This window comes from Bacterioplanes sp. CLAM21 (assembly GCF_059641015.1).
The window spans coordinates 2245741-2271628 of sequence record NZ_CM184929.1 but is presented as its reverse complement, the minus strand read 5'-3'; the positions used below and the strand labels follow the sequence as shown (position 1 = coordinate 2271628).

Here is a 25888-nt window from a genome sequence, read left to right as displayed (position 1 = left end):
ACATGAAAACGCGGACAATACTGATTGTAATCGCCTTTTTATTTCTGTGTATCGGTTCATCAACTTACGCAGACAACATCCAAGTTGGCGACCAAATTCGAATCCTACTGCCTGGTGAACAGGCGCTGGAACGTCCGCTGCAAGTTGATCGGCAAGGCAATATTCATGTCCCCGAAGTCGGCGCCATTCAGGTGACAGGCTTAACTGAGTCTGAACTGCAACCATTAATTGCACAGCGCATGCAAAGCATTTATCGAGATTTAAAACACCTCAAAGTGTTTGTCAGTCAAAAACAATTACTGATTAACGTTCAGGGATACGTCAAAAAACCCGGTGAATATACCTTGGCGTCTAACGCCTCGGTGCAGGTCGCCATTCATGCCGCAGGCGGTTTGCGCGCTGGCGCGCAAATGGATCGAGTGCAATTACTGCGTAGCGGTGAAAAACAGTTCTTTGATTACAAAGCATTTCTCGACAGTGGTGATTTTAATCGTCTGCCCAGCTTGCAATCCTTGGATACGTTATTTATTCCCGCATCGCCCATGATCGGCAATGTCGAGCGCGAATTTGATCCTGCGGCATTGGCCGATGGCGGTGACGCAGCCGAAGACCGCAAAGCCATCAAAGTGTTTGGCGAAGTCAATCGTCCTGGCAGCTTTTCTTACAAACAATCAATGAGCTTGGTGGATATATTAATGCGAGCTGGCGGCGTGACGCGCTACGCCGGCGTTGAGCAAATCCGGGTCATTAGCGATCAAGAGCCCAAATTATTTAATCTCAAGCGCTACCTCGATAGCGGCGACGAACAACTGCTGCCGACCATGGTCCCTGGCGCTACCATTTTTGTACCGCGCCAGGAAGAAGAAATTAAATCGGGTGCCAATACCATTTATATCATGGGCGAAGTAGCGCATCCGGGGGCTTACGAAGGCAAACAAGGCGCTACCTTTATGGACATTTTGGCCAACGCCGGCGGCCCTACCCGTTTTGCCGAATCACGCCAAATTCGAGTATTAAAAGCCAGTGGTGAAGTGATTCGCTTTGATCTCAGCGGCTATACCGAAGGCACAGTCGCCCAGCAGCCGCCGAGCATTCGTCCCGGGGACGCGATTTTTGTGCCCGAAAAAACCGACATGAATGAAAAGTCCTGGCTGAAGGTTGCCCCCGACAGAGCGGTTCGCATCATAGGAGAAGTGGTTCGTCCTGGCCGTATCGAATGGTCGGATGAGATGTCATTACTGGATTTACTGGCCCATGTCGGCGGCCCAACCTCAAGAGCCGACACCAGTAATATTGAAGTGGTATCGCCGCAAAGTAATGGTGCCACCCGCTCTCATGTCTTCGACCTGGATCGCTTTATTCAACGCGGCGGTCACGACCGTGAGCTGCCGGTTATTAAAGCCGGTGCCATCGTACGCGTGCACGATTTACCACAAGATCCGGCTGACAATAAATCCCAATGGGTACGCCAGAGCTCTGAACGCTCCATTTATGTATTTGGCCAAGTCGGCGCACCCGGACGCTATCGTTTCACTAACGATATGCATTTTTTGGATATTTTATCGGCAGCCGATGGCCCTACCGCTATCGCCGATATTCACAATATTCGCATCACCCATCGTAACGGCAAACACGCCAGGGTAAGTAAATTAAATCTGGCCCTGTATTTTGAAACCGGTGACCCTAATCTGCTACCTGAGGTCCGAACTGGGGATACCATCTTTGTGCCAGAGAAAAACCGTATCTGGCTCGACCAACCAAAAGAACAAACCGTTCGAGTGTTAGGTGCCGTCAATAAACCAGGCCGCTATCGCTTCAGTGACAATATGACGCTGCTCGACCTGTTGGCCGAAGCCGGTGGCACCTCGAGCAGTGCGTACATCGAAAAAATTACCGTAGTGAATTTGTCCTGCTGTCGTGACCAGGCACGCTCATTTGATCTAGCAGACTTTAGTCGCCATGCCAATTTCGCAGCCCTACCCGTGGTTCGCGCTGGCGACACCATTTTTGTGCCTAGCCAATCCGACAGCACGGCGGAAAAGATACGTACCGGTATTCGTGATGTGGTTCAGTCCGTCGCCTTATTTACCTTACTGGGGATTCTGTGATGCCAATGCAACCTTACACCATGGAAATCGAAGAGATTTATCAGCAAACCCTGGCACAGGGCGTGCGTAGCCTAGCCATTACTGCCTGCAATCCGGGTGAAGGCGTCAGTACCACCGCCCAGGCTTTGGCGCAACGCAGCTTATTGGCCGGCAATAGTACCTTGCTGGTCGACATCAACCTCTATAACCCCAGCCTGCGCAGCCTGGCCCTCGATGAGCCATCGCTCGGCCAACCGGGTATTCCACAACTGGTCAGTGCTCCTGGACAAGGCTTGGCACTGACAGGGGTCGTCGCCCCGGTAAGGCGCGAAGATATTTTGCGTTTGCGCCGCCCCCAGGCGCTACGCCAGCAAATACAAACCTGGCACCAGGAGTTTGATGTGGTGATTTGCGATACCACACCGTTTAGCCGTCTTAATGCCAACAATATTCCTGCCGAGCTGGTAGCAGGTTCATGTGATGGCTGTTTGCTGTTGGTATTAGCCGGGCATACCACTCATGCCATGGTGACTTCTGCCATGAACAAGCTGAATGCCAGCGAAGCGGCGTTGCTGGGGTGCATTATCAATGACCGTTTTAATCCTCCGCTGCGCCAAGAGCTCATACGTGAAGTGAACCGTTTACCGCAGATACTAAAACGTCCAGCGGAAGCCCTGCGGCGCTGGCTGCGTCACAACCCTTTGCTGTCTATGGAGGTATAGCCATGACCACGGTACTACTGGAATTCGAGCATCATATGGCGCTCGACAGCATTAGCGACTTCCGCCATCAAGTGGAGCAGGCGCTGACTCATAGGCCCATCATCAACGAGCAGCGCAATGCCATGTTGGTGTGCTTATCTGAAGCCGGGGTCAATCTGGTAGAACACAACCCGAATGCCAGCCATATACGCATGCAGTTTGGTCTCGACCATAGCGATTGGTGGATGCGCTTAGAAGATAACGGCCACGCCTGGGACCCGACACTGGCTGAACCTGAGAATAATGAAACAGACTTGTCTACCTCCGGTCGCGGCCTGGGATTATTACAACAGCTTACCGACAGCCTGCATTATCAGCCGGCCCAAGACGGTCACTGGAATCGCCTGGACCTTAGATGGAAGCGCGCCAGCGCCAATCAAAAGCCAACCTTGTTAGTGGTCGATGATGACCCCAGCCAACGGCGTTTAATTGAAGCCTACCTAGCCGAGGACTTTAACGTCCACAGCGTCGCTGACGGTGCTCAAGCATTGATTTTACTGCAACGACGTTCGGTCGACATGGTGATATCGGATATTCGTATGCCCGGCATGACCGGCCTGGATTTGCGCCAGCAATTGGCCCAGCAAATGGCCACCGACACCCTGCCCTTTATCTTTTTGACGGCAGCCAATGACAGTCAGGTGCAGCGCCAAGCCCATGCATTAGGCATTGATGATTTTTTGCTAAAACCCGTCAGCAAACAAGCCTTAGTCGGCACCGTCAATCGGGTATTAGAACGCTCCCGGCAGGTGTACACCCAGCTCACCGAGCGCATTAACACGCGCATCAGTCACACCTTAACGCCGCAATTACCCAGTCAGTTGCCCCATTGGGACATCGCCATCGGTTGTCGCAACGCCGGCATCGGCGGCGGCGATTTATTGCTGCACAAGTGCTCAGAACAGCGTTCATTGCTGACCCTGGTGGATATCATGGGTCACGATGAGGTCTCGAAGTTTTTTTCCTATGCCTACTGCGGCTACATTCGTGGTTTATTGCACAGTATGGACATCAACGAACTGGCCCCCGCGCTGTTCCTGCGCCAGCTCTCCAACAGTGCCTATCAAGATGAACTGCTGTCGCAGCTAACTCTGACCTGCGCAGCCTTGTCGTTAGCCGATCACGGTCGCATCGATATCGCCTGCGCCGGCCACCCGGCGCCACTACTAATTAGCGCGGACGGTGTGCAACGCTTACCTGTGGGTGGCATGTTGCCGGGTCTGATGGAAAACAGTCGTTATGACAGCGGTCATTTTTGTGTCAAACCCGGTGAGCGCATCGCTTGTTTCACCGACGGCCTATTTGAATCCGCCGCCGACGACAGTAGCCGCCGACAACTGCAGCACACTATAGAAACGACCTTAGTGCGCACCTGCAAACTGCCACTGCAGCAAGCGCTAGAAGAAACCATGGCGACCTTTGATCGTCTGGCAGGACCAACACCGCTGGACGACAGTTTGCTAATGCTGCTCGAGCCCTGCGATCCAGCAACAACGTCTAACACTCTAATATCGTGAGGTATCGCCTATGTTGTTCGCCGCGCGGAAAAAACACGTATTAGTCATCGACGACGACCTATCGTTGCAGCGCATTTTGCAGTTTCGGCTATCACAGCTGCACAAACTTAAGGTGTCTGTGGCCACCTCCGGGCTCGACGGCCTAGAACTGGCAAGGCAGCAGCTACCCGATCTCATTCTACTCGACTGGGTCTTGCCGGACATCAGTGGCACCGATGTACTGGAGCAGCTAAAGCAAACTCCGGATACCGCAGGCATCGCCATTGTCATGCTGACCGGCAGAAACCTGCTCGGTGATGTGGAACAGGCCTTTGCTCTCGGCGCCGATGGTTATATGACCAAGCCGATATCCATGTCCAAACTGAGCGGTAAGATCAATGCATTATTGCTGCGGCCGGCGGTATGAGGTTAATTCCAAGGAGAGTGACACCATGAAGGATCAAAGCAAGAGCATGCTGCTATGGGCATTACTGATATTCAATGCCCTGATCTTCAATGCGTCACTGCTCGCACAACCACCGCTCGCACAACCTCTCAGCGTCGGGATTGTGCCGCAACAAGCTGCCAGTAGTTTGGCGCGAAAATGGGGCCCTTTGATTGCTTATCTCAGTGAGCAAACAGGCTTAAGCCTGCAATTTGCTACGGCTCCCAGCATTCCTGAATTTGAACGCCGGCTGCAGCAAGGTCAGTACCAATTGGCCTATATGAACCCTTATCACTTCACTCAATTCAGTGAGCAACCCGGCTACATGGCTATTGCAAAAGCACGCAACAAGCGCATCCGTGGGCTGATCGTGGTGGCCAAAGACAGTCCACTGCAGTCCTTAGATCAATTGCAAGACAGCACCCTGGCCTTTCCTGCTCCCAATGCTTTTGCTGCCACCTTGTTGGTGCAGAGCCAGCTCAATCAGTTAAAGATCGACTTCAACAGCAAATACGTGTCTTCCCATGATTCGGTTTATCGATCCGTCGCAAAGGGCCTGTATCCCGCCGGTGGAGGAATCCAGCGTACCCTAAACACCCTTCCTGAAACGGTGCGCGCTCAGCTGCGAATTTTGTGGACATCGGCCGGTCACACGCCACACGCCATAGCTGCTCACCCTGAGTTAGCCCCTGAAATAGTCACTAAACTGCAATCAGCGCTGATACGGTTGGCTGATTCCGCCGAAGGTAGAGCTTTACTGCAAGACCTTCGTATTCAAAGCTTTGAAACAGCCAGCCACAGTGATTGGGACGATGTACGGGCGCTCAACCTTAACGCCAACATGGCAAGGAATTGACGTGAGTTTTCGCACTAAAACGATTTTGGGCATCGCCATTATTGAAAGCGCTTTGTTGCTTATATTGACCATCAGTGCGCTGAATTATTTGGGCCAGTCTAACCTCGACCAGTTGCATCAGCGTGCCCAATTAACCACGCAATTGTTGGCCCAGGCTGCCAAAGAATCACTCATCGCCACCGATATCGCCACACTAAAAAGCATTACCGACGAGGTGATTAAACACTCGGATGTCACTTACATCGATATTCGCAACAGCCATCAGTCTTTAGCCCAAGCTGGCCAAATCCCATCCGACAACGAATCAGAGGAATCTGGTTTGCACAGCAAGGTACTGCACACCCGCATTGATATCGACGAAGGCGGATTGATATTTGGCACCATCAAAGTGGGGTTTTCCACCAGCAGCATCGATACCTTAGTCACCGACGCTAAGCGACACATTATGGCCATTGCCGCGCTAGAGATCGTATTGGTGGCGCTCTTTTCATATTTGCTGGGCAGCTACCTTACACGCCAACTGAAACAGTTACAGCACGCCACCGACACCATTTCGCGTGAAGGCCCAGGCCATCAGCTCAAGATTCACGGCAACGACGAGCTGGCCGCGGTGGGGCGATCATTCAATGCCATGTCGGCCAGTTTAAAGAACAGCTACGATGACCTGCACGCCAGTCTGGCGCAAGAAAAAGACACACTAGCCATGGCGCAGCGTGCGCAGGATAAAAACGACGCCATATTAAATGCTTCTTTGGATGCCATGATTATGATTGATCAACATGGCCATGTGGTGGATTACAACCAAGTCGCCGAGCAAACATTTGGCTGGTCAATCGATGAAATCAAAGGCCAAGTGCTAGGTGACTATATTGTGCCGCCCGCCCTTAGGGATGCTCACAACCAGGGTATGGCGCACTATCGACAAACTGGCGAAGGCCCAGTCCTAGGACAGCGGCTCGAATTGCATGCGGTGCGTAAAAATGGCGAGCAATTCCCGATAGAAATTGCCATATCACCGATAAAGACCGATGGTACCACCCTATTTACTGCCTTTATTCGCGACATAAGCCGACGACATATCGCCGAAACAGAGTTGCGCATAGCGGCCCATGCCTTTGAATCCACTGAAGCCATCATCATTACCGACCCCGAAGGCCATATTATTCGGGTCAACAAAGCCTTTAGTCGGATCACAGGCTATACACCTGACGAAGTATTAGGCAAAAAACCACGGAGCTTATCGTCTGGACTGTACGACGAATCCTTTTATCAGGAAATGTGGAATCAACTAGCGGACCAGGGTAGTTGGACCGGAGAGATATTTAACAAGCGCAAAAATGGTGAAATATTTCCAGAGCATTTAAATATCAACGCCGTCATCGATAGCAATAACAACATCACCCATTATGTTGCCCACTTTGTCGACATCAGTGAACAGAAGAATTATGAATCGGCGCTGGTACAAGCACGCCGCGATGCTGAGCAAGCCAGCGAGGCCAAGAGTCGTTTCCTGGCGGCCATGAGCCATGAAATACGAACTCCAATGAACGGGGTACTCGGCGTTCTGGGTTTACTGCGCGACACACCACTCAATGACATGCAAAGGAAAATGGTTAAAACCGCGCGTGATTCAGGCGAACATCTATTAACCATTATTAATGACATCCTTGATTTCTCCAAAATGGAGGCCAACAAGCTGTCATTGGAAACGTCAGATTTCAGCATCGAAAAAATCATCAAACAGGCGCACGAGCTGCTACTCCCCCAAGCCAAGAAAAAACAGCTCGACCTGCATTACTGTATTGATGACGAGGTCCCGAGTCGAATCAACGGTGACCCGGATCGGCTACGACAAATTCTGATTAACTTAATTAACAACGCCATTAAGTTTACGACTAGCGGACATATTGCCATACGGGTTTCGTTAGATACGATGCACGATCAACATGCCGACATTCGATTTGAAGTTGAAGACACGGGTATTGGCATCAGTTCAGACGACCAGGTCAGTCTGTTTGAAGAATTTACCATGGCCGATCAGAGTCTATCACGCTCGGAACAAGGTACTGGTCTTGGGCTCGCCATTTGCAAACGTTTAATTCAACTGATGCAAGGTTACATTAGTGTGCGCAGCGAACCTAGCATGGGCAGTACCTTCTTTTTTATTGTGCCACTGCAGCTGGCGACAACGGATCATCCGGATGTCGATACCGATCAGCAACAAGCCTGGCTACCGACCCCAGGACTCAGAGTGTTATTGGCAGAAGATAATTCAGCCAATCAATACGTCTTCAAAAGCATTCTCGATAAAGCGCAACTGGTGGTCGATATTGCCGCCAATGGTGAAGAAGCCGTCGAAGCCTGCCGATTACGGCCTTACGACATTGTACTGATGGATATTTCTATGCCCATCATGGACGGCATTGAAGCCACCAAAGCCATACGCGAGCTTAACGACACCATTTACACCTTGCCCATTGTCGCTCTGACCGCCCATGCCCTCGATGGCGATCGGGAGCGTTTTTTAGAAGCGGGCATGAACGACTACCTCACTAAACCCTTGACGGGCCCGATACTATTAAATTGCATCGCCCGCTGGACCCACCCTACCTTGCAGCCCAGTGCCGATATTGCATCTAGCACAACACCCGACGACAGCGAAGAGAGTTCACCATTGAACGTTATTGACCCCTCTGTTTTGGAGCAACTGGCCCGCGACACTTCGCGCGAGCTGATCCCTAAACTTACCCGGCTGTTTATTGAAGATTCGAAGCAGCGTTTGCAAACCCTGCAGCAAGCGCTGCAGCAAAGTGACTTAACCACCCTCGAATTTCAGACCCACACCCTTGGCAGCAGCGCTGCTTCCCACGGTCTGCCTAAATTGTGCCAGCAATGCCGAGACATCGAGCACCTTTGCCGCTCTGGAGAACATCAACAGGCGCTGCAAATGGCCGCTAAACTGGCCGACATCGCCAACGACGCGTTTCAGCAGCTGCAACGGTTTGTCGAGCAAACATTTGAAGATGCAAAGCCAGCGCGAGCCAGTGGCAGCGACTATGATTAATAGGACAAGGATTGACAGCAAGCGAGCGTGCTATGACGGAGATAAACCGGGTATTGGTGGTCGAAGATTCCGCCCCATTGGCAGCCATCTACCTAGAGTATCTGAAAGATCAAAAGCTGAGTCTTAAACACGTCGAATCTGGCCAAGGCGCCAAACAGGCGATCAGCGCCAATCCCCCTGATGTAATTTTGCTGGATTTAAAGCTTCCCGACATGGACGGCCAAGAGATTCTTGAATGGGTGCGAGAGCAAGGGTTTCCCTGCGCTATTTGCATCATTACCGGCCATGGCTCCGTCGATCTGGCAGTGGATCTGATGCGCTTGGGCGCCAATGACTTTTTAGAAAAACCCATCAACGCCGCCCGCCTGAAAACCAGCGTTAACAACTTACTGGAACGCAATCGCTTACAGCACCTGGTAGAAGACATCCAAACGACGTTTGACCGCCAGCGCTATGAAGGCTTTATTGGTGCCAGCCTGCCCATGCAAGCAACCTATCGCATCATTGATGCCGCCGCCCCAAGTAAAGCGACCGTGTTTATTACCGGTGAAAGTGGCACCGGCAAAGAAGTGTGTGCCGAAGCCATTCATAATCGCAGCCCACGCAAGGATGGTCCCTTTGTTCCTATTAACTGTGGCGCTATTCCCCACGATCTAATGGAAAGTGAAATTTTTGGTCATGTAAAAGGCGCCTTTACCGGTGCCGCCGCCGAGCGTAAAGGCGCTGCCGCTCAGGCCGACGGTGGCACTTTGTTTTTGGATGAAGTGTGTGAAATGGACTTAGAGCTGCAGAAGAAGTTACTGCGTTTTATTCAAAGTGGTCGCTTTCAAAAGGTCGGGTCGAGCAAAGAAGAGTCCGTCGACATTCGAATTTTGTGCGCCACCAATAAAGATCCCATGGAGGAAGTCAACGCCCAGCGCTTTCGCGAAGATCTGTATTATCGTTTGCACGTAGTGCCCTTGCATCTGCCGCCACTGCGCAGCCGGGGCGATGATATATTAGCCATTGCACACTATTTCCTAACCAGCTTCGCTAAAGAAGAAGGCAAGCAATTTGAAGGTTTTTCGCCTGAAGCCGAAGTCATGCTACGCCATTACGATTGGCCCGGTAATGTTCGCCAGTTGCAAAATGTCATCCGCAATACTGTCGTACTACACGACGACCGTGTCGTTCGACCGCACCATATTCCACCACCACTGGATCAAGTGTTATTGGAAAAGTCTGCTCAATTATCCAGCCGCCACACAACAGAGCCACTAGCTCAGCAACCGAAGGCAGATACTGGTGCAACACCATTAACCATTCGCCCTTTGGCCGACGTTGAGCGTGAAGCCATTGAGCATGCTATTGCCGTATGTGAAGGAAATATCCCTAAAGCGGCAGCACTATTGGACGTCAGCCCTTCGACGATTTACCGCAAAAAGCAAGGTTGGGAGCAAGATGTCATACCCAACCAAGTCTCAAGCGGATAAACATTCACGCCACTTTATCCTGATGACGGCCTGCCGCCATGAGTTTACGCAGCCCCTGCATCACACTATTTTGTGCGACAACACCGAGTGAACGATTGGCTTTAGCTGGATTGCCGACCGAGACACGAATATCGCCCTGACGCGCTTTTTGATGGCGAATGCTGGTAGTGTGATCAGCAAGACTGTTTAACATGCGAGCCATCTGATTAATGGTCACCGATTCGCCCGTACAAACGTTAAACACCTGATGTGTGGTATCGGCTTTTTCCATAGCTGCCGCTAGAAAACGCACGACATCGGCGACATAAATAAAGTCGCGTGTTTGCTCACCGTCACCAAAAATGGTCAACGGCTGTCGCCTAGTTAACTTGTCGACAAAAATCGAAATCACCCCTGAATAAGGGGAACTGGGGTCTTGGCGCGGCCCAAACACGTTAAAAAACCGCATGCCCACGGTAGGAATGGCGTGCATCAACGACGCCACCCTAGCATGCAGCTCAGAGCCCAGTTTATCAGCACCGTAAGCCGTTAGCGGCCGAACCCCTGATGATTCTCGTAGCGGCATATCGGCATTGTCGCCATAAACCGCCGCCGAAGATGCATACACAACAGGGACTTTGTTAGGCCTGGCTGCTTCAAAGACATTGACACTGCCGGTTAAATTTATCTGATGAGTTCGCGCCCAGTCTTCATTAGAACGCTGAACCGATGCCACGGCAGCTAAGTGAAAACAGCCATCAATATTTTCCATGCAAGCACGCACAACGTTTAAATCTGTGACATCGCCGACACGGACATCACAGGCAGGATTAACGTTATGCATATGCCCGCTGGACAAGTCATCCAATATACGAACCTGATGACCCTCGGCTAATAAAAAGTCTGTTAAGTGAGAGCCAATAAAACCGCATCCACCCGTGACAAGATAATGTGCCATATTAATTCCTCGTAATTAATATCAGTGCACAGGGTGAATGGCAAACGACATGCCAGTAATGATAAATAATCCCAAGCCCGCTATTTTTCTGGGTTCAAGGCAAAAACAGGCAGCAAGCATTAACATATCAACAGCCAACAACGCGGATAACTCGCAGTTCGCAACGCAGTCTGCAATAAGTCACAACCTATTTTTGCGAAACGCACGTCTGCCACGCCCATATTGGAAAAAATACGCGATATCTCACCGATAACAACGCCAGTCTGGCCACAAAGATATAGGCACCGAAGTTGCTTGTATGACGTCACTGCGATTGAGCGTAACGCGACACTGCTGTGTCGCTGATGTGCTCAGGAGATTCAGTCGAGGTGTCGCTCAATGCTGCTCTAGCTGAGGGTTAAGGGTTAACCATGCAGAAGCGGCAACAACGATAGCGCTCTGCTGGTAAAAAGTGCTGGCGAATTATGATCTACAAAAAAGATTAAAAGGAGCGATATATGGTAATGACCATGCACAAGATCTGTATCTTGCTCGATAGCAGCGGCATGGGTGGCATAGAGACCCATGTTCAGCAATTGGCCAACGGTCTGGCGATGGCCGGTCAACAGGTCACCGTGGTGTTGTACCAAAACATCGACCATCACCCTCTAGTTCACAGCTTACAGCAGTCACACCCAGAGATTCGCCTTTGCCAGCTGGATGGAACTATCAGTGCGCTGTGGGCATTTCTTCGTCGTGAATCGCCGTCGATATTACACACCCATGGTTACAAAGCCGGCATTCTCGGACGACTTTTAGCGATACCTCTGGCTATCTCTGTGGTGAGCACCTATCACGCCGGTGAACTTCCCTCTGGCCGCGTTCGCGCCTACGACCTGCTCGATCGCTATCTTGGCTTTGCCGCCGCCGCACGCTTTGCCGTCAGCCATGAAATACGCCAGCGCCTGCCCTATCCGGCACGAGTGCTGGACAATTTTGTCGATACCCGTGGTTTACACAAGAGCCAGGGCCAGCAGCTGGCATTCGTTGGCCGCCTGAGCCATGAAAAAGGGCCAGATCGTTTGTTAGACCTAGCCCGACAATTTCCAAAACAGAGCTTTGATATTTACGGCGATGGACCACTGGCCACCACATTAACCCGTCAGGCGGCAGGCAATGTGACCTTTCACGGCCAAAGCGATATGCGCCACTACTGGCCGCATATCGGTGTATTGATCATGCCATCACGGTACGAGGGTTTGCCAATGGCAGCACTGGAGGCCATGGCACGCGGTATCCCAGTCATAGCCTCTAACGTCGGTGACCTTGGCCGTGTGATCGAACATGGTATTAACGGTTGGCTGGTGGACCAAGACGACGCCAACGCCTTTGAAAGCGCGTTACAACAGTGGCTGCAACTGAGCCAAACCGAACGTCAGCAAATGCAGCAGCAGTGCATCACCACCATTCGCTCGCGTTTTTCCACCCAGGCAGTCATTCCCACCCTGTTACGTACCTATTGGCAAATTGCAAAAGCGCCATCAACGTGAGTTGCAGATTGAGGATCTAGCACTCGATAGATCCTCAATTGGTTCCAATATAAGTTTATATTTCTCTGATATTTCAACAACATAAAATCAATTTTCGCACCTGGCCTGGTCCTTGCTCAAGCTTATCTAAAGCGGAGGGATCAATGTGAAAATGACCACCAAGCCAGTCACCATACTGTTTGTACATTACGGCGATAACTGGATCCGTGGCAGCGAGGGCTGCCTGCTGGACTTGATCAGCCATCTGGATGCCGACCGCTATCGGCCGCTACTCTGGTGCAATAGCCAAGCCTTAGTCGAAGCCGCTCAGGCCCTTCACATTGAGGTGGTGCGCGACGATTTTCCGCTGTTATTGGGCTGGCAAGCACCGCGTTTAAATCTGCGTGGTTGGAGCAGCCTAATCAGCAAGGGTAAACAACTGGTTGAACAGCATCAGGTCGATCTGATCCACGCCAATAGCGCAGCGCCCATGCAGTGGCTCAACGTCGTCGCCCGCCTGTGCCAGCGTCCTCTGCTCACTCATTTGCACGCCCGCTATCCGGCCCGCGATCGCCTTACGTTGGGTTTGCATCACAGTGCCATGCTGGTAGGAGTCAGTCAGCCGGTCGTTGATCATGTGCTGCAAGACGGCATACCCCAAGAGCGTACCCAAATGATTGCCAATGGCATCGATACCCAGGCGCTGTTGGCGCAGCCCGTGGTGGATCTTCGCGCCCAGCTCAAGCTTGATGCTGGCGACTTTTTACTGGCCACCGTTGGCTCTTTGATCCACCGCAAAGGCATCGACATCATCATCAAAGCCCTACATCAGCTAACGCTGCAAGGACTGCCTGCCCATTTGGCCGTTATCGGCGATGGCGAAGAACATCAATCGCTACAGCAGTTAAGCCATCAGTTAGGACTAAGCCAACGGGTGCATTTTATCGGTGAGCAGGATCAGATCGCGTCCTTGCTGCGCGGTGGCGTGGATGTGTTTGTCAGCGGTGCCCGAGAAGAAGTGTTTGGCTTGGTACTGGCAGAAGCCGGTTTATGCCAATTACCTGTAGTAGCGCCCAGAGTGGGCGGCATTCCCGCCGTGGTGGACGATGGCCAAACCGGATTACTGGTTGCCAGCGAAGATCCGCAATCTATGGCCAACGCCTTGGCTTTACTGCAGCGCCATCCACTGCGACGTCGACAAATGGGACTGGCGGGCAAGCGCAGGGTCATGCAACGTTTTACCATTGAACGCAACGTCGAGCAGTTTGATCACTTGTATCAACGACTGCTCAGCGATAAGACTCAGCGCATGGGCTGGACCCGCCATTGGCAGTTGGGCACTGCACTAAAGCTGGCACTGACGTCGACCTGGAAGGCACTGCGGCAGCGTTTTTCTACTACCAAACCTCGTCATATCCTGGTACTCGACCCCACCGCTTTTCCGGGCGGTTCAAAAGTGGCGACGGAAACCGCGTTGTCATTGCTTGATGATCAACAGCAGCGCGTTAGTGTGCTCACTGCTAACCCAGCTTCTTGGAGCAAGCCACAGCTCAACGTCATCGGTTTTTACCAACTCAGTTGGCTGGCCCAACAAGATCAAGGCATGGCATTTTTTCTGCGTCACGCTTATTTGTCAGTTGTCATTATCTGGTCACGACTGCGTTTAGGTCGCATTGACCTTGCCGTTGGTGCCTCAGGGCCTGGGGTTGATCTGGCCCTTTATCTGCTCAAGCCTCTGCTGCGCTTTCCGATCTTGCAACTGATCCACGGACCGGTGGCCGCCTCGCGCACCTTGGCTCGCTGTCTGTTGCAGGCCGATCGTGTGCATTATCTCAACAGCAGCCGCCAATCACTGCTGCAGGCGCTGCAACGCCTGCAAACGGCAGAGCAACCTCTGTCAGAATCGCTGCCCGCGCACTTTATCGAACTGCACAACGGCTTGGCGGCTGATCAATGGCCAAGCCCATGCCAGTATCAAGCGCCACAAATTTTCTGGGCTGCATCATTGTTAAAATGGAAAGGCCTAGACACCCTATTGGCCGCGTTACAGCACCTACCCCAGCGCCCAGACACCCATATCTGTTATATCCGCCCGCAGCAAACGGCCTTGCCTGTCAGCCATGCACCAGTCGAGCTGGATAAGGTGCATTGGCATGAAACCCCCAATGATCTTGATCGTATTCGCAGCCAGTGCAGCATTTTTATCTCCACCAGCCATCAAGAACCCTTTGGCCTATCCATCCTGGAAGCGCTGGCGGCGGGTCTGTGTGTCGTTATTCCTAATGACGGTGCCTATTGGAGTCAGCACCTGGTGGATGGCCAGCACTGCCTTATGTATCAGCCCGGCGATGAGCACGATCTGGCAGAGAAAATTGCCGCGATCAGCGCCGACTTAGAGCGTCTTAGTCGCATAGGAGAGAATGGTCGAGCACTGGCAGAGCAGTATCGCGCCGAGCAACGTTTGGCGCCATTACTGTCGGACCTAAGCACGATTGAGGCGACCTCCGACACCGCCATCGGCGCGCGGAGCAGCCTATGAAGCTGTCACGGGTGATGCATCACGCCCTACTCTACGGCACTAGCATTGCGCTGATGAAAGGCGTATCGCTACTCATGCTGCCCTTTATTGCCCAACAGCTGTCTGCTGACGACTTTGGTCGATTGGAAGTTGCCGGCAGCCTGGCCGTGATTGGCAGCATCATGATTGGACTGGGGCTAGAGGATAGCCTTTATCGTTTTGCCGGCGCCCACAGCGAGCAGGATGCCAGACGGCGCGTTGCTGCGGTGATTTACACCCTAACCTTAATCGCCGCACTGATCGTCGTGCCTCTCGCCTGGCTGCTCGCTGCCCCTCTGAGTACTTGGTTACCCGGACAGCTCGGTAGCTACGAAGTCACCCTAGTGTTGTCGCTTTTGGCATTAGAAGGCGCGATCGCTGTGCCACTTGGCTGGCTACGTATGCGCGATCAGGCCATGAGCTTTTTTACCTTAACCACAGGTCGTGCCGGATTGCAGGCACTGTTGACCCTGCTGTTGTTAAGCGAGGGAAGACAAGTTGCCGGAGTATTGGAAGCGGGTGTGATCAGCGCATTATTGCAAGCGCTTGTGCTGGCCTGGTTGCAGTTACGCGACAGCGGCATCGGGGTAGATAAAGCCATTATCCGCCAAGCGCTGGTATACGGCTTGCCACTGGTCGCCAGTGGTTTACTTGCCTTCTCCGTTAGCGGTTTGGATCGTTGGATCATCGCCGATCAGGTTAGCTTGGCCGATGCCGCTCACTTTGGCATTGCCGCCAAATTTGCCCTCGCTACGGTGCTGCTGCTGCAGCCCTATGGCATGTGGTGGATGCCAAAGCGTTTTGAGGTGTTGTTTGGTGAGGGTGGCGCCGAGCGAACCGCCTACTTTAACAGCCTAGGTATCACCTTAGCGGTGATTATGACGGTCGCCGTTGGCCTTGCCGCACCGGTGATGATTCATTGGCTGATGCCCCTTGAGTACGCTCCAGCCGCAGGCTATGCCGTGGTGCTGGTGGCAGCAGCAGGGCTGAAAGAAATCAGCGAGCTGGTCAGCATCAGTTGCTTGGCAGGCAAAACTACCGGCACCCAAGTGGGCATTAATGCCCTCAGTGCAGGCTGTGCCGTTGTCCTGATGCTCAGCTTGGCGCCCAACTACGGAACCTGGGGTGTGTGCGGGTCGTTATTGGCCGCCCAGTTGGTCCGTCTGCTGGCATTTGCCCTTATCGGCCAACAGCTGCACGCCTTACCCTACCCCAGCGCGGCACTGCTACTGCTAACAGTGGTTGCGGTGGCCACCCTGTTATGGTCAGACCATCGCCAAATTGATGCGGCGTATTTCCTACTGTCGGCCGCCTCGCTAGCGCTGGTTATCTTATCGGCTCTGGCGCTTAAGCTATTGCCGCTCCCCCTTATCGCCAAGGCCGAAGAAGACAGTGAAGCCAATAAAGTCAGCGGGGTCACCTGATGGACTTGAGTTATAACCACCGCCGTTCACAAATCCTATTAGCAGGCGCCATTTGCCTGCTGATAGCCGGGCTGTGGAAGCTAGTGCCCCATCCAGCGGTGGTCGTAGTCATCGGGCTACTGCCACTGGCGGGCTTGGTGGTGCTGGATAAGTCGTTTTTTATGATTTTGCTGTTTGTGGCGTTTTCGTTTTTCCGTTTGCATGAGGTATTTCCCCAGCTCTATTCCTTGAAAATACCCCTACTGCTGTCACTGGCCTCGTTGGCCGCGCTGTTTTGGCATGTTGGTTTTAGCCGCCAGTACCAGATGTATTGGCGCCCGGAACTGACCACTCTCAGCATCTTTTTTGCCCTGGTGGTTATCGGCGTGGTGATGGCCAGCAATCGCCCCATCGCCCTGGCTTACTTTAAAGGCATCTATTGGAAAATTGCGCTGATGACCTTTGCCATCGCCTGGCTGTCACGCACCGCCAAAGACTTTGCCCTGACCTCCCGCGTGATTACAGTGTCGGGAATTCTGGTTGGCTTAGTGGCGCTAAAAAATAAGGCGACCGGCATCGGCCTGGTAGAAGGTACCCGTGTCACCATTAGCCGCGATATTGGCTCTGTATTGGGCGACCCTAACGATCTGGCCTTAGTATTGATGTTTCCCACCTCTTTTGCCGTCAGCCTGGTGTTAACCGAGGGCATCGACAGAGGCACACGGCTGCTGGGGCTAATTAGCATTCCTATTTTGTTCAGTGCCGTCATTGCCACCCAAAGTCGCGGCGGACTGCTCGGCATCATGGCCATTTTTGGCCTTTACGGTTATCGCCGCATCCAATCAAAAACCCTGCTATTCAGCCTGGCATTGATTGCCAGTGCGGTCCTCTACCTCGCAGCAGGCATCTCCGGCCGCGCCTCTGGCGGTGCCGGCGAAGAAGGCATCGATGCCTCGGCCATGGGACGCCTTTACGCCTGGGAAGCCGCCGTCGGTATGGCGGTTCATAACCCCTTTACGGGAGTGGGAATCGATAATTTTTATTCCAATTATTTTTATTACAGCCCGCATTGGGATGGTTTGAACCATGCCGTGCACAGCACTTGGTTTGGTGTCTTGGCAGAAACTGGTTTTCTCGGTCTGACGGTATTTCTGATTCTGATTGCCCAGCTTACCCGTACCGCACTGCGCACCCTCAATCGTGTTGAAGCAGCACGCAGTCAGGTGCAGCCAGCTATTCATGCCTCTGCCATGGCGGTGCTCGCAGGTCTAGTCGGCACCATAGTTTCTGGCACCTTTCTCACTCAGGGATTTACCTGGCCTATCTACATTCTGGCGGCGCAAGTCATCGCCATTGCCCGCTGGGCCGACACTCATTTGAGCGACACCAAGGAGGCATCATGACGTTAAAAGAAGATGCCCTGACGGGTGTTGTCTGCTCGACAGCAATCCAGTCCCATACGACCGCTAGGCGCTGGCTCTATCTGCCACTGATCGCAGGCCAAGCCGTCGCAACGGCGGCTCATATCGGGCGAGAGCAAGCCTCTTTGTGTCCAGTCACCAGTCTGTTAGCGTTAGGATTAGCGGCACTGGCATTAGCCGCGGATAAACGCACGGCCAATACTCTCGATGTGGTATTGGCTCTGGCGTGCTCTTTGGCGTTTGTTGTGCCAAGTCAGCAAGGTGGCTGGCTGATACTCTTGCTGATCGGGGCTCGCCTAGCGGCAGCACCTCAAACGACAGCCACTCAATCGACAACCCCACCAATCACAAATGCAAACCGACGCCCAGGCCAGCTGCTGTTACTAACGGCAGGTTTAAACCTGGTCTGCACTTACAGCCTCAAGTGGTTTGCCAACCCGATTCTCAGCCTCGATGCCTATGCCTTAGCCGCCCTTTTAGACCTGAGCGGAATCCACTATGAACGTCTTGGCAATGTTATCGCAGGCCCTGGCGATCATCAGCTGCTGATACTGCGCGGCTGTAGTTCATTGCTGCTGATGAGCAATGCTGCACTGGCCTGGTGGGCCGTGATGTTATTTCGTGGTCAGCGCATCACGCCACGCACCCTGGCCCTATGTGCGGCACTATTGGTTCTAACGCTGGCGCTAAACCTAATGCGTTTACATTCCATGGTGATGCAACTGCACTGGCATCAGTGGTGGCATTCAGAGACTGGTATGCAGCTATTCCAACTGCTGTCAGCAGCGATCGTGTTGGCCTTATTAGCATTGGGAGGACGTTATGCCCAGGCGCGCTAAGGTGTTCTTTTATCTGCCGATCTTAAGCTGTTTGCTGCTGGTGTCAGTTGGCTTAGTGCTGCGTTTCTTACCAGCATCGAGCACAGCAGCCGTACCCGAGCAACAACGAGAACTGCGGCTGGCTCAGTTCTTAGCCCAACATCAATTACAGCAGATCAAACGTGTGCATTTCACCAAGGATGCCGGCATTACCGGCGTGCAAGGTTGGCTTCCAGCCTGCGCAGGGTTTGTGCATGCCACTGTGATGCCATTGGGTGACGAATTTTTAGGATTGTGGCAAGACCGCGCTGCACGTGCTGGCACAAACACGGCCTTCTGGTTTCGCCAGCGCCTCTATCAACATTTCCCGCGCCTGCCGTTTTGGTTCAACAGCATGCGCCACGCGCTGTTAAAACGTCTGGATTTAACGGCCACTCGCTCTGATCAGCCGGTGATCGCCCTATCGTACCCGGCCAGCTGTCAGCAGCTCTTTCATATCCCCTGGTCGCAGCTATCGCTGCAAGGAGCTCCACTATGAAACCTTTCCTGCCCCCACTTGTGCTGTTTGGGTTATTTTCCTGGCAACATGCGTTAGCGGTGGATGCCGACTCGCCCACCATAGAAAACCAAACCGTCGATGAGTCCATTTTGCAAACCGTGCAAACCGAGCTTTCGGAGCAAAGTGAAGTGGATCCGGCTTTTCTTAATACCGACTATGACCCTTATTTAACGCTTAATCAGGACGCCAATGTGTCGGTGACCTTTCTCGATGAAGGCGCCGGCTATCGTAATTCGTTAGGCTGGTTCACCTTTACCGAAGGGGCGTTCGATGATTTAACCAAGGGCGACATCGATACCGACAGCTCCGGTGTTATCTCCCTAGAGGAGCTCAGTGCCATCGACGGCGTCGAAACCGGCTGGTTGTTTGCTAATGCCTCAGAATCTGGTGGCGGCGGTTCTCTGCAAGTCGGTGATACAGTACAAGTCGGCACAGGAACCTTGGAAGCCAATACCTCGGTGAGTTTTTTCCTCGCCCAAAACGCCTACACTGGCGGCGATACCGTCACTGATGGCGTCTATAGTGGTGACACTCAGATGTTTTATGGCCTTGATTTCCTGAACCCTGAAGCCGACTTCACCAGCACCATAGTCAGCAACCTCACCGATGCTCGCCACGTTGCCATGATGTTTGAAGACGACAGTCAAGAGCAGGTAATTATGGGCTTTGAAGATCTTAACCGGGTCGACTCAACGGCCAATGATTATGGCTATCGCTCGGATAACGACTTTAACGATGCAGTGTTTATTGTCTCCTCAGACCCGGCCACGGCGTTTGGCGATTCCAATATTGCCACTGCGCCGCTGCCACCTCTGGGCCAGGGTGTGCTCGGGCTGTTATTGGTCGCTGGGTTATTCAGCTTCGCCTTTAACAAAGACTCATCCTTTACCATGCTGGCATGACGCCCAGACACACCACAAGGACGTGGTAAAGGGTTAACACAAGGCACTCACCGCACACGGCCATAGCGATCGCCAAAACCGCTGCTTGGGTTGCCCATCAATATCGCTGTGTCCTTTTATCACTTTTCTCATCACCCAGCTCTTTTCAATCCGTTCGCCTCATTCCGTGCATCGCTGAAATCGCATTGCAGATTGCAAAACGCCCCCATTGCAGACCGCAAAATCGCCCCTAAATTTATGCTATCTAGCTGTTTTATATAGGTTTTTCAATATTGGCCCGATCCCTGCTCTAGCTCTGCATAGATGTTAAGAGGAGTGCCATTATGTGTGGAATTTTCGGTGCCATTAACGGTGACTCAGTCACCCCCAGTTTGTTAGCCGGCCTTGAAGCACTGGCCTATCGCGGCTACGACTCCAGCGGCATTGCTATTGCCGCGGCTTCTGGCCTTGAACGTCGTCGCGCCCAAGGCAAGATAGGCAATCTGCAGCAGGCCGTTCATCAGGCGCCGCTCGATGGCACCACCGGCATTGGCCATACCCGTTGGGCAACCCATGGTCGCCCCGACGAGCGTAATGCCCACCCACATATGACCGATCAGGTCGCTGTGGTGCATAACGGCATCATAGAAAACTACCAACAATTGCGCAGCGAGCTGAACCAGCAAGGGGTGGAGTTTTCTAGTGACACCGACAGCGAAGTCATTCCCTGCCTGATCAGCCAAGCCTTGCAACAAGGAATGGATCACTTTCGTGCCATGCGCACTAGCCTGGCACGGCTTCATGGCAGCTTTGCCATCGCCGCCATTTTCAGCGACAACCCAGATTACATTTATGCCGCTCGAATGGGCAGTCCATTAGTGATAGGAAAGACCGAAGGCGCCCATTACCTCGCCTCTGATAGCAATGCACTGGGTGACAAAGCAGATTACGCCTGCCACTTGGAAGACGGGGATCTGGCCTGCATCTCCCGCCATCAGGTCATTATCGTCGACCGCCACGGCAGAACTGTCGAGCGAGAATTCAGCCTGTTAGAAGAAGGCCAAGGCGATCACGGCAAACAGGGGTTCGCCCACTACATGCTGAAAGAAATTCACCAGCAACCGGACATCATCGACCAGCTGCTGAACTACTACCGCCATCAAGCGGCGGGCCAACAAGCGTTGGCACGCACCTGCCAATTGCTGCGTAGCAAGCAACGGCTGGCCATGGTCGCTTGCGGCTCATCCTATTACGCTGGCATGGTCGGCAAATACTGGCTGGAGCACAGCGCTGCTATGCCGGTAGATCTGGATATCGCCTCTGAGTATCGCTATCGCAATAGCCCAATGACCGCCGACAGTGCGGCGCTATTTATCTCTCAGTCGGGTGAAACCGCCGACACCCTCGCCGCTCTGCGTTACAGCAAAGACATGGGCATCAGCACCTTGAGCATGGTCAATGCACCCGCCAGTGCCATGGCACGGGAGAGCGACAGTTTCTTGCAAACCCGGGCAGGTGTCGAAATCGGCGTCGCCTCGACTAAGGCCTTTACCGCACAGCTGACGCTACTGGCGCTATTGACCTTAGAGCTGGGTAAAAGCAACCAGCAGATCGACACCTCAACCCAGATTCAACATTGGGGCGCACTGCACCAACTAAGCCGCCAGATGCGCAGCCTATTGGCTGATCAAAGCGCTATTGAACGCGTCGCCGGACGCTTAAGATGTGCTCGCAACGTACTTTATGTCGGCCGTGGCATCGCTTATCCACTGGCCTTAGAAGGTGCATTAAAACTTAAAGAAATCAGTTATATACACGCCGAAGCTTATCCTGCTGGTGAACTTAAACACGGCCCTATTGCGCTGATCGACGATGAGCTGCCAGTGATTGTACTGGCACCGCCTGGACCACTGCAGGAAAAAGCCCTGGCCAATCTCAGAGAGGTCGCTTCGCGCGGTGCCCAGATCATTTTGATCAGCGATCAGCACGGTGTTGATCTTGCCGCTGACAACATCCAAGACGCCATTGTGATGCCAACTTGCGATGTGATGGCGGTGCCTTTGCTGTACAGCCTGCCACTGCAGCTACTCGCCTATCGAGTGGCCCTGATCAAGGGCACTGACATTGATCAGCCTCGCAACCTAGCCAAATCCGTGACGGTGGAGTAAGCCTTATGACTTCCATGACCCAATGCCGCCAATGGTTAAAAACCAGCCCACATCCTCTGGCAAAAGCACTGTTGCACCTTGCCAAAGGCATTAGAAACCCAGAGCTGCCAGCGCCCAAAGGCGTGTTTAGCTTGCTGTATATGGGCTACAGCAGCAGCCGATCACTGATTACCGCCCTAACCCGAATACTGTGGTGGACGCCGCTGTTTAAAAGCCGGCTCAACCGCTGTGGCAGCAACCTGTACTTATATGGAGGGCTGCCCTATCAAGCCGGCCCGCTGGAGATCAGTCTCGGCAAAGACTGCCGTATTTCTGGTCACACCACCATCACCGGACGCTGCAGCGCGCCCCAGCCGCCGACCTTAATTGTGGGCAGCAACGTCGATATTGGCTGGATGACCACCATCGCCGTCGGCCAGCGCGTGGTGATTAGCGACAACGTCCGCATTGCTGGCCGGGCATTACTGGCAGGTTATCCTGGCCACCCATTGGATCCCAAAGAGCGGGCTGCAGGGCTTCCTGAGCATGATCATCAGGTTGGCGACATCGTCCTCGAGCCCGATGTCTGGCTGGCAACCGGCGTTTCTGTCATGGCTGGCGTCACCATTGGTCGTGGCACTGTGGTGGCCGCAGGCAGCGTCGTCACTCATGACTTACCCGCAGGCGTGTTGGCGGGTGGTGTGCCTGCCAAGGTCATTCGGCCATTGCAGCAACAGAACATCAGCAAGAGGGCGGTGGCATGACTCGCGATCTGATCGTATTTGGCGAGGACTGGGGGGGCTTGCCATCCAGTACTCAACACCTGGTGCGCCGTTTGTCCCAAAGCCGTAAGGTATTGTGGATCAACTCCATTGGCCTGCGCCGCCCCAAGTGGCAATGGCGTGACGTCAAACGTGCGCTGAACAAGCTCTATCGTGGCAGCCAGCGCAGTGCGAACGCCGCTGCCAATGAGCAGCCCTGCCAGCTACAGGTGGTCAACCCGCGCACCCTGCCAGCACCGCGTGGCCGCATCGAGCGCAGCCTTGCCCAGGCCATGTTGAAACACCAGCTGCAGCCACTGCTGCAACAGGCCCAACTGAACCAGCCCATTTTATGGACCTCTCTGCCCACCGCAGTGGATATGGCCGGACAACTGGGTGAATCGGCGTTGGTGTACTATTGCGGCGATGACTTCGCCGCCCTAGCCGGCGTTGATCATCAGGTCGTGGCCGAGCGCGAACACGAGCTCATCGACAAAGCCGATCTGATCCTTGCCGCCAGCCCATTGTTGGCAAAACGCTTTCCGCAGCAGCGCACTAAGCTATTGCCCCATGGCGTCGACTATCAACACTTTGCTACCCCGGCCATCAGAGCTGACGATTTGCCCAACGATGGTCGCCCTATTGCCGGCTTTTACGGCAGTTTGTCCGAATGGATTGACGTTGAGCTGCTGGCTGCCACGGCCAACTTGCTGCCGGAATGGCATTTTGTTTTGCTCGGCCAAGCCGTTGTGGACGTCAGTGCACTGACCCGTCTCGATAACGTCTCTCTGCTTGGACCCAGGCCGCATCAGCAATTGCCAAGCTACAGCCAACATTGGACTGCATCGCTGTTGCCGTTTCGCAACAATGCCCAAATCCAGGCCTGCAACCCGCTGAAACTATTGGAATACCTAGCCGTTGGCCGACCCGTTATCAGCACCCCATTTCCGGCCTTAGCACCTTATGTAGGCAAGGTCGATATCGTCACAGACGCTGGCCAAATGGCGGCAGCACTGCAGTATTCCCGGCGCTTAGGATGGGATGTGAGCCGCCAACGGCTGGCCGCCAGCCATGACTGGAATGACCGAGCCGAGCAGTTATCAAACTGGCTGGAAGCGCTATGAACAGCCTGTCCTATCGCTTTTATCTGTTACTCGATGGCGCCTGGCGGCGACGCTACGCCATCGCCGTGCCGATTTTGCTATTGCCATTGCTAGGCTTGGCGGTAGGAGGACTGACCCCCAAACGCTATGCCTCCCATACCAGTATGCTGATTCAGGAAACCGCCAAGATGAATCCCTTTTTGGAGGATCTGGCGGTGTCGGCCATGTTGAAAGAGCGCATTGAAGCATTAAAGACACTACTGCACAGCCGCCATATTCTCGGTCTGGTGGCGAAAGAGCGTGGTTTAATCGACGACGACACCAGTCCAGCACAACATGATGAAGTCATTTTTACCCTATCGACCGGCTTGTCGGTACAGATGGTGGGGAAAGATTTGATCCGCATAGACTATCGCTCGTACCAGGCGGAAGGCGTGAAAGAAATCCTAGAAGCAGTCAGCAAACATTTTATCGAACAGCTACTGGCACCCGAGCGCTCGTCGATCAAAGACTCCAGTTACTTTCTGGCCGAACATTTAAAACAGCGCCGCACCGAACTGGAAGCAGCTGAGGCGGCCCTGGCAGAATTTAAAGATCAACACGCCGGCGAGCTACCAGAGCTGCAAATGGCGCACTTTTCCAGGCTGGCACAGCTACGCCAACGGCTAGCAGAAAAACAAGCCGAGATGGCCGGCGCCAGCAAAAGCCTGGGCGGCCTTGATCAGCAATTATCCAAAACCAATCCAGTGGTCGGCCGCATCGAAGAGCACATCGTCGCCATTCGCGGTGAACTGGCTCTGCTGCGTGCTCGTTACACCGATGAGCACAGTCAAGTGCAGGGGGCTTTACGTAACCTCAGACGGCTAGAGCAAGAGCGCAAAGCCATTCTCAGTGACAGCAATCAGACCATCAATACCGAGCAGTTATGGGACATAGCCAGCAGTGTGGTCATGCAGGACGATCAGCAAGGCAGTCAGCCGCTATTGATTTCCCAGCTGCAACAATTGCAACTGGCACGGACTAAGGTCGATGGCCTGCGCGAAGAAACCGCCAGCTTGCAACAGATGATCGCCGAGTTGGACAAAAAAACCGCCGGATTTGGCGATCACGAGCGCCGTTTAAAACAGCTAGAACGCGACCATAAGGTCAAATTGGAGCTGTACGAAGACCTGTTACAACGCTATGAAATGGCCCGTATTACCGGCTCATTGGGTATCTTTGAGCAGGAAAAACGCGTCAAAGTTATTGATCAGCCTTTCACCCCAACGGCGCCGACCAATTTACCACTGCTGCTGTACGCCATCGCCGGCATTCTCGGCGGCATTTTTCTTGGCTCCGGCCTAGCTCTGGTCCTGGAACTTACCGATACCAGCGTCAGACGCAGGGATCAGCTAACGGCATTAACCGGCACAGCCGTACTGAGCCGGATACCGCCGTTAGCCGTGAGCGACAACGGTTTGGGCGAGTTAATCGAAGGCGCAGTGATGGATAACGCCCGACTTGAAGACTCGATGACACCGGCGCCCTAAGCCATGACTCGTGCGCTAACGGCCCATTTCCGATCCACAAAAGGCCGATCCACTAATAGCAGCAAACCGCACTGGCCGGCACT

19 protein-coding genes are annotated in these 25888 nt (G+C 53.4%); 18 read left to right on the top strand and 1 reads right to left on the bottom strand.

Going from position 1 to position 25888, the window contains the following annotated elements:
* Positions 1-2: 2 nt before the first annotated feature.
* Genes AC55FS_RS10405 through AC55FS_RS10375 form a run of 7 tightly spaced genes read left to right on the top strand, consistent with a single transcriptional unit; the run spans position 3 to position 10181 of the window.
* Entirely contained in the window at positions 3-2108 is a 2106-nt protein-coding gene (locus tag AC55FS_RS10405; protein WP_496932184.1) for an SLBB domain-containing protein, read from the top strand.
* Complete coding sequence (locus AC55FS_RS10400) at positions 2108-2809, top strand: P-loop NTPase family protein (RefSeq protein WP_496932183.1); 702 nt, start codon at positions 2108-2110, stop codon at positions 2807-2809. The genes AC55FS_RS10405 and AC55FS_RS10400 overlap by 1 nt, the downstream gene beginning before the upstream one ends.
* 2 nt (positions 2810-2811) lie before the next feature.
* Positions 2812-4365, top strand: a complete 1554-nt coding sequence (locus tag AC55FS_RS10395) for a response regulator (protein ID WP_496932182.1) — start codon at positions 2812-2814, stop codon at positions 4363-4365.
* A 10-nt stretch (positions 4366-4375) separates the two neighbouring features.
* Complete coding sequence (locus AC55FS_RS10390; protein WP_496932181.1) at positions 4376-4771, top strand: response regulator transcription factor; 396 nt, start codon at positions 4376-4378, stop codon at positions 4769-4771.
* 25 nt (positions 4772-4796) lie between these two features.
* On the top strand, positions 4797-5645 hold the full coding sequence (locus AC55FS_RS10385) for a phosphate/phosphite/phosphonate ABC transporter substrate-binding protein (protein ID WP_496932180.1): 849 nt from the start codon (positions 4797-4799) through the stop codon (positions 5643-5645).
* A 1-nt stretch (position 5646) separates the two neighbouring features.
* Complete coding sequence (locus AC55FS_RS10380; protein WP_496932179.1) at positions 5647-8709, top strand: PAS domain S-box protein; 3063 nt, start codon at positions 5647-5649, stop codon at positions 8707-8709.
* A 32-nt stretch (positions 8710-8741) separates the two neighbouring features.
* Positions 8742-10181 carry a sigma-54-dependent transcriptional regulator gene (locus AC55FS_RS10375; protein ID WP_496932178.1) on the top strand — a complete coding sequence of 480 codons (1440 nt, stop codon included), beginning with the start codon at positions 8742-8744 and terminating at the stop codon, positions 10179-10181.
* A gap of 4 nt (positions 10182-10185) precedes the next feature.
* On the opposite strand, the gene AC55FS_RS10370 is transcribed toward AC55FS_RS10375, so the two are convergent.
* Positions 10186-11118 (bottom strand): NAD-dependent epimerase/dehydratase family protein, encoded by a 933-nt coding sequence (locus tag AC55FS_RS10370; protein ID WP_496932177.1) that lies wholly within the window; start codon positions 11116-11118, stop codon positions 10186-10188.
* Between the two features lie 497 nt (positions 11119-11615).
* Between AC55FS_RS10370 and AC55FS_RS10365 the strand changes: the two genes are divergently transcribed.
* The 11 genes from AC55FS_RS10365 (at position 11616) to AC55FS_RS10315 (ending at position 25805) form a co-directional block, all read left to right on the top strand.
* On the top strand, positions 11616-12647 hold the full coding sequence (locus AC55FS_RS10365; protein ID WP_496932176.1) for a glycosyltransferase family 4 protein: 1032 nt from the start codon (positions 11616-11618) through the stop codon (positions 12645-12647).
* 151 nt (positions 12648-12798) lie between these two features.
* A complete protein-coding gene (locus tag AC55FS_RS10360) occupies positions 12799-15165 on the top strand; it encodes a glycosyltransferase family 4 protein (RefSeq protein WP_496935964.1) in 2367 nt (788 codons plus the stop codon).
* Positions 15162-16607 carry a lipopolysaccharide biosynthesis protein gene (locus AC55FS_RS10355; RefSeq protein WP_496932175.1) on the top strand — a complete coding sequence of 482 codons (1446 nt, stop codon included), beginning with the start codon at positions 15162-15164 and terminating at the stop codon, positions 16605-16607. The genes AC55FS_RS10360 and AC55FS_RS10355 overlap by 4 nt, the downstream gene beginning before the upstream one ends.
* Positions 16607-17989, top strand: coding sequence for an O-antigen ligase family protein (locus AC55FS_RS10350; RefSeq protein WP_496932174.1), 1383 nt, complete (start codon positions 16607-16609; stop codon positions 17987-17989). The genes AC55FS_RS10355 and AC55FS_RS10350 overlap by 1 nt, the downstream gene beginning before the upstream one ends.
* Complete coding sequence (locus AC55FS_RS10345; RefSeq protein WP_496932173.1) at positions 17986-18846, top strand: hypothetical protein; 861 nt, start codon at positions 17986-17988, stop codon at positions 18844-18846. The genes AC55FS_RS10350 and AC55FS_RS10345 overlap by 4 nt, the downstream gene beginning before the upstream one ends.
* The gene (locus AC55FS_RS10340) at positions 18830-19363 is read left to right on the top strand and encodes a hypothetical protein (protein WP_496932172.1); all 534 of its coding nucleotides are present in this window, start codon (positions 18830-18832) and stop codon (positions 19361-19363) included. The genes AC55FS_RS10345 and AC55FS_RS10340 overlap by 17 nt, the downstream gene beginning before the upstream one ends.
* The gene (locus AC55FS_RS10335) at positions 19360-20286 is read left to right on the top strand and encodes a DUF4114 domain-containing protein (protein ID WP_496932171.1); all 927 of its coding nucleotides are present in this window, start codon (positions 19360-19362) and stop codon (positions 20284-20286) included. Before AC55FS_RS10340 ends, AC55FS_RS10335 begins: the two co-directional genes overlap by 4 nt.
* 323 nt (positions 20287-20609) lie before the next feature.
* Positions 20610-22433 (top strand): glutamine--fructose-6-phosphate transaminase (isomerizing), encoded by a 1824-nt coding sequence (gene glmS, locus AC55FS_RS10330; protein ID WP_496932170.1) that lies wholly within the window; start codon positions 20610-20612, stop codon positions 22431-22433.
* Positions 22434-22438: 5 nt separating this feature from the next.
* Complete coding sequence (locus AC55FS_RS10325; protein ID WP_496932169.1) at positions 22439-23176, top strand: acyltransferase; 738 nt, start codon at positions 22439-22441, stop codon at positions 23174-23176.
* Positions 23173-24297 carry a glycosyltransferase gene (locus tag AC55FS_RS10320; RefSeq protein WP_496932168.1) on the top strand — a complete coding sequence of 375 codons (1125 nt, stop codon included), beginning with the start codon at positions 23173-23175 and terminating at the stop codon, positions 24295-24297. Before AC55FS_RS10325 ends, AC55FS_RS10320 begins: the two co-directional genes overlap by 4 nt.
* Positions 24294-25805 carry a GumC family protein gene (locus tag AC55FS_RS10315; protein WP_496932167.1) on the top strand — a complete coding sequence of 504 codons (1512 nt, stop codon included), beginning with the start codon at positions 24294-24296 and terminating at the stop codon, positions 25803-25805. Before AC55FS_RS10320 ends, AC55FS_RS10315 begins: the two co-directional genes overlap by 4 nt.
* Positions 25806-25888: the final 83 nt, after the last annotated feature.

Excerpts from the sequence above, each read along its gene's own strand:
- AC55FS_RS10405 (WP_496932184.1), top strand. The coding sequence starts at position 3 with ATGAAAACGCGGACAATACTGATTGTAATCGCCTTTTTATTTCTGTGT.
- AC55FS_RS10400 (WP_496932183.1), top strand. The coding sequence starts at position 2,108 with ATGCCAATGCAACCTTACACCATGGAAATCGAAGAGATTTATCAGCAA.
- AC55FS_RS10395 (WP_496932182.1), top strand. The coding sequence starts at position 2,812 with ATGACCACGGTACTACTGGAATTCGAGCATCATATGGCGCTCGACAGC.
- AC55FS_RS10390 (WP_496932181.1), top strand. The coding sequence starts at position 4,376 with ATGTTGTTCGCCGCGCGGAAAAAACACGTATTAGTCATCGACGACGAC.
- AC55FS_RS10385 (WP_496932180.1), top strand. The coding sequence starts at position 4,797 with ATGAAGGATCAAAGCAAGAGCATGCTGCTATGGGCATTACTGATATTC.
- AC55FS_RS10375 (WP_496932178.1), top strand. The coding sequence starts at position 8,742 with ATGACGGAGATAAACCGGGTATTGGTGGTCGAAGATTCCGCCCCATTG.
- AC55FS_RS10370 (WP_496932177.1), bottom strand. The coding sequence starts at position 11,118 with ATGGCACATTATCTTGTCACGGGTGGATGCGGTTTTATTGGCTCTCAC.
- AC55FS_RS10365 (WP_496932176.1), top strand. The coding sequence starts at position 11,616 with ATGGTAATGACCATGCACAAGATCTGTATCTTGCTCGATAGCAGCGGC.
- AC55FS_RS10360 (WP_496935964.1), top strand. The coding sequence starts at position 12,799 with ATGACCACCAAGCCAGTCACCATACTGTTTGTACATTACGGCGATAAC.
- AC55FS_RS10355 (WP_496932175.1), top strand. The coding sequence starts at position 15,162 with ATGAAGCTGTCACGGGTGATGCATCACGCCCTACTCTACGGCACTAGC.
- AC55FS_RS10350 (WP_496932174.1), top strand. The coding sequence starts at position 16,607 with ATGGACTTGAGTTATAACCACCGCCGTTCACAAATCCTATTAGCAGGC.
- AC55FS_RS10345 (WP_496932173.1), top strand. The coding sequence starts at position 17,986 with ATGACGTTAAAAGAAGATGCCCTGACGGGTGTTGTCTGCTCGACAGCA.
- AC55FS_RS10340 (WP_496932172.1), top strand. The coding sequence starts at position 18,830 with ATGCCCAGGCGCGCTAAGGTGTTCTTTTATCTGCCGATCTTAAGCTGT.
- AC55FS_RS10335 (WP_496932171.1), top strand. The coding sequence starts at position 19,360 with ATGAAACCTTTCCTGCCCCCACTTGTGCTGTTTGGGTTATTTTCCTGG.
- glmS (WP_496932170.1), top strand. The coding sequence starts at position 20,610 with ATGTGTGGAATTTTCGGTGCCATTAACGGTGACTCAGTCACCCCCAGT.
- AC55FS_RS10325 (WP_496932169.1), top strand. The coding sequence starts at position 22,439 with ATGACTTCCATGACCCAATGCCGCCAATGGTTAAAAACCAGCCCACAT.
- AC55FS_RS10320 (WP_496932168.1), top strand. The coding sequence starts at position 23,173 with ATGACTCGCGATCTGATCGTATTTGGCGAGGACTGGGGGGGCTTGCCA.
- AC55FS_RS10315 (WP_496932167.1), top strand. The coding sequence starts at position 24,294 with ATGAACAGCCTGTCCTATCGCTTTTATCTGTTACTCGATGGCGCCTGG.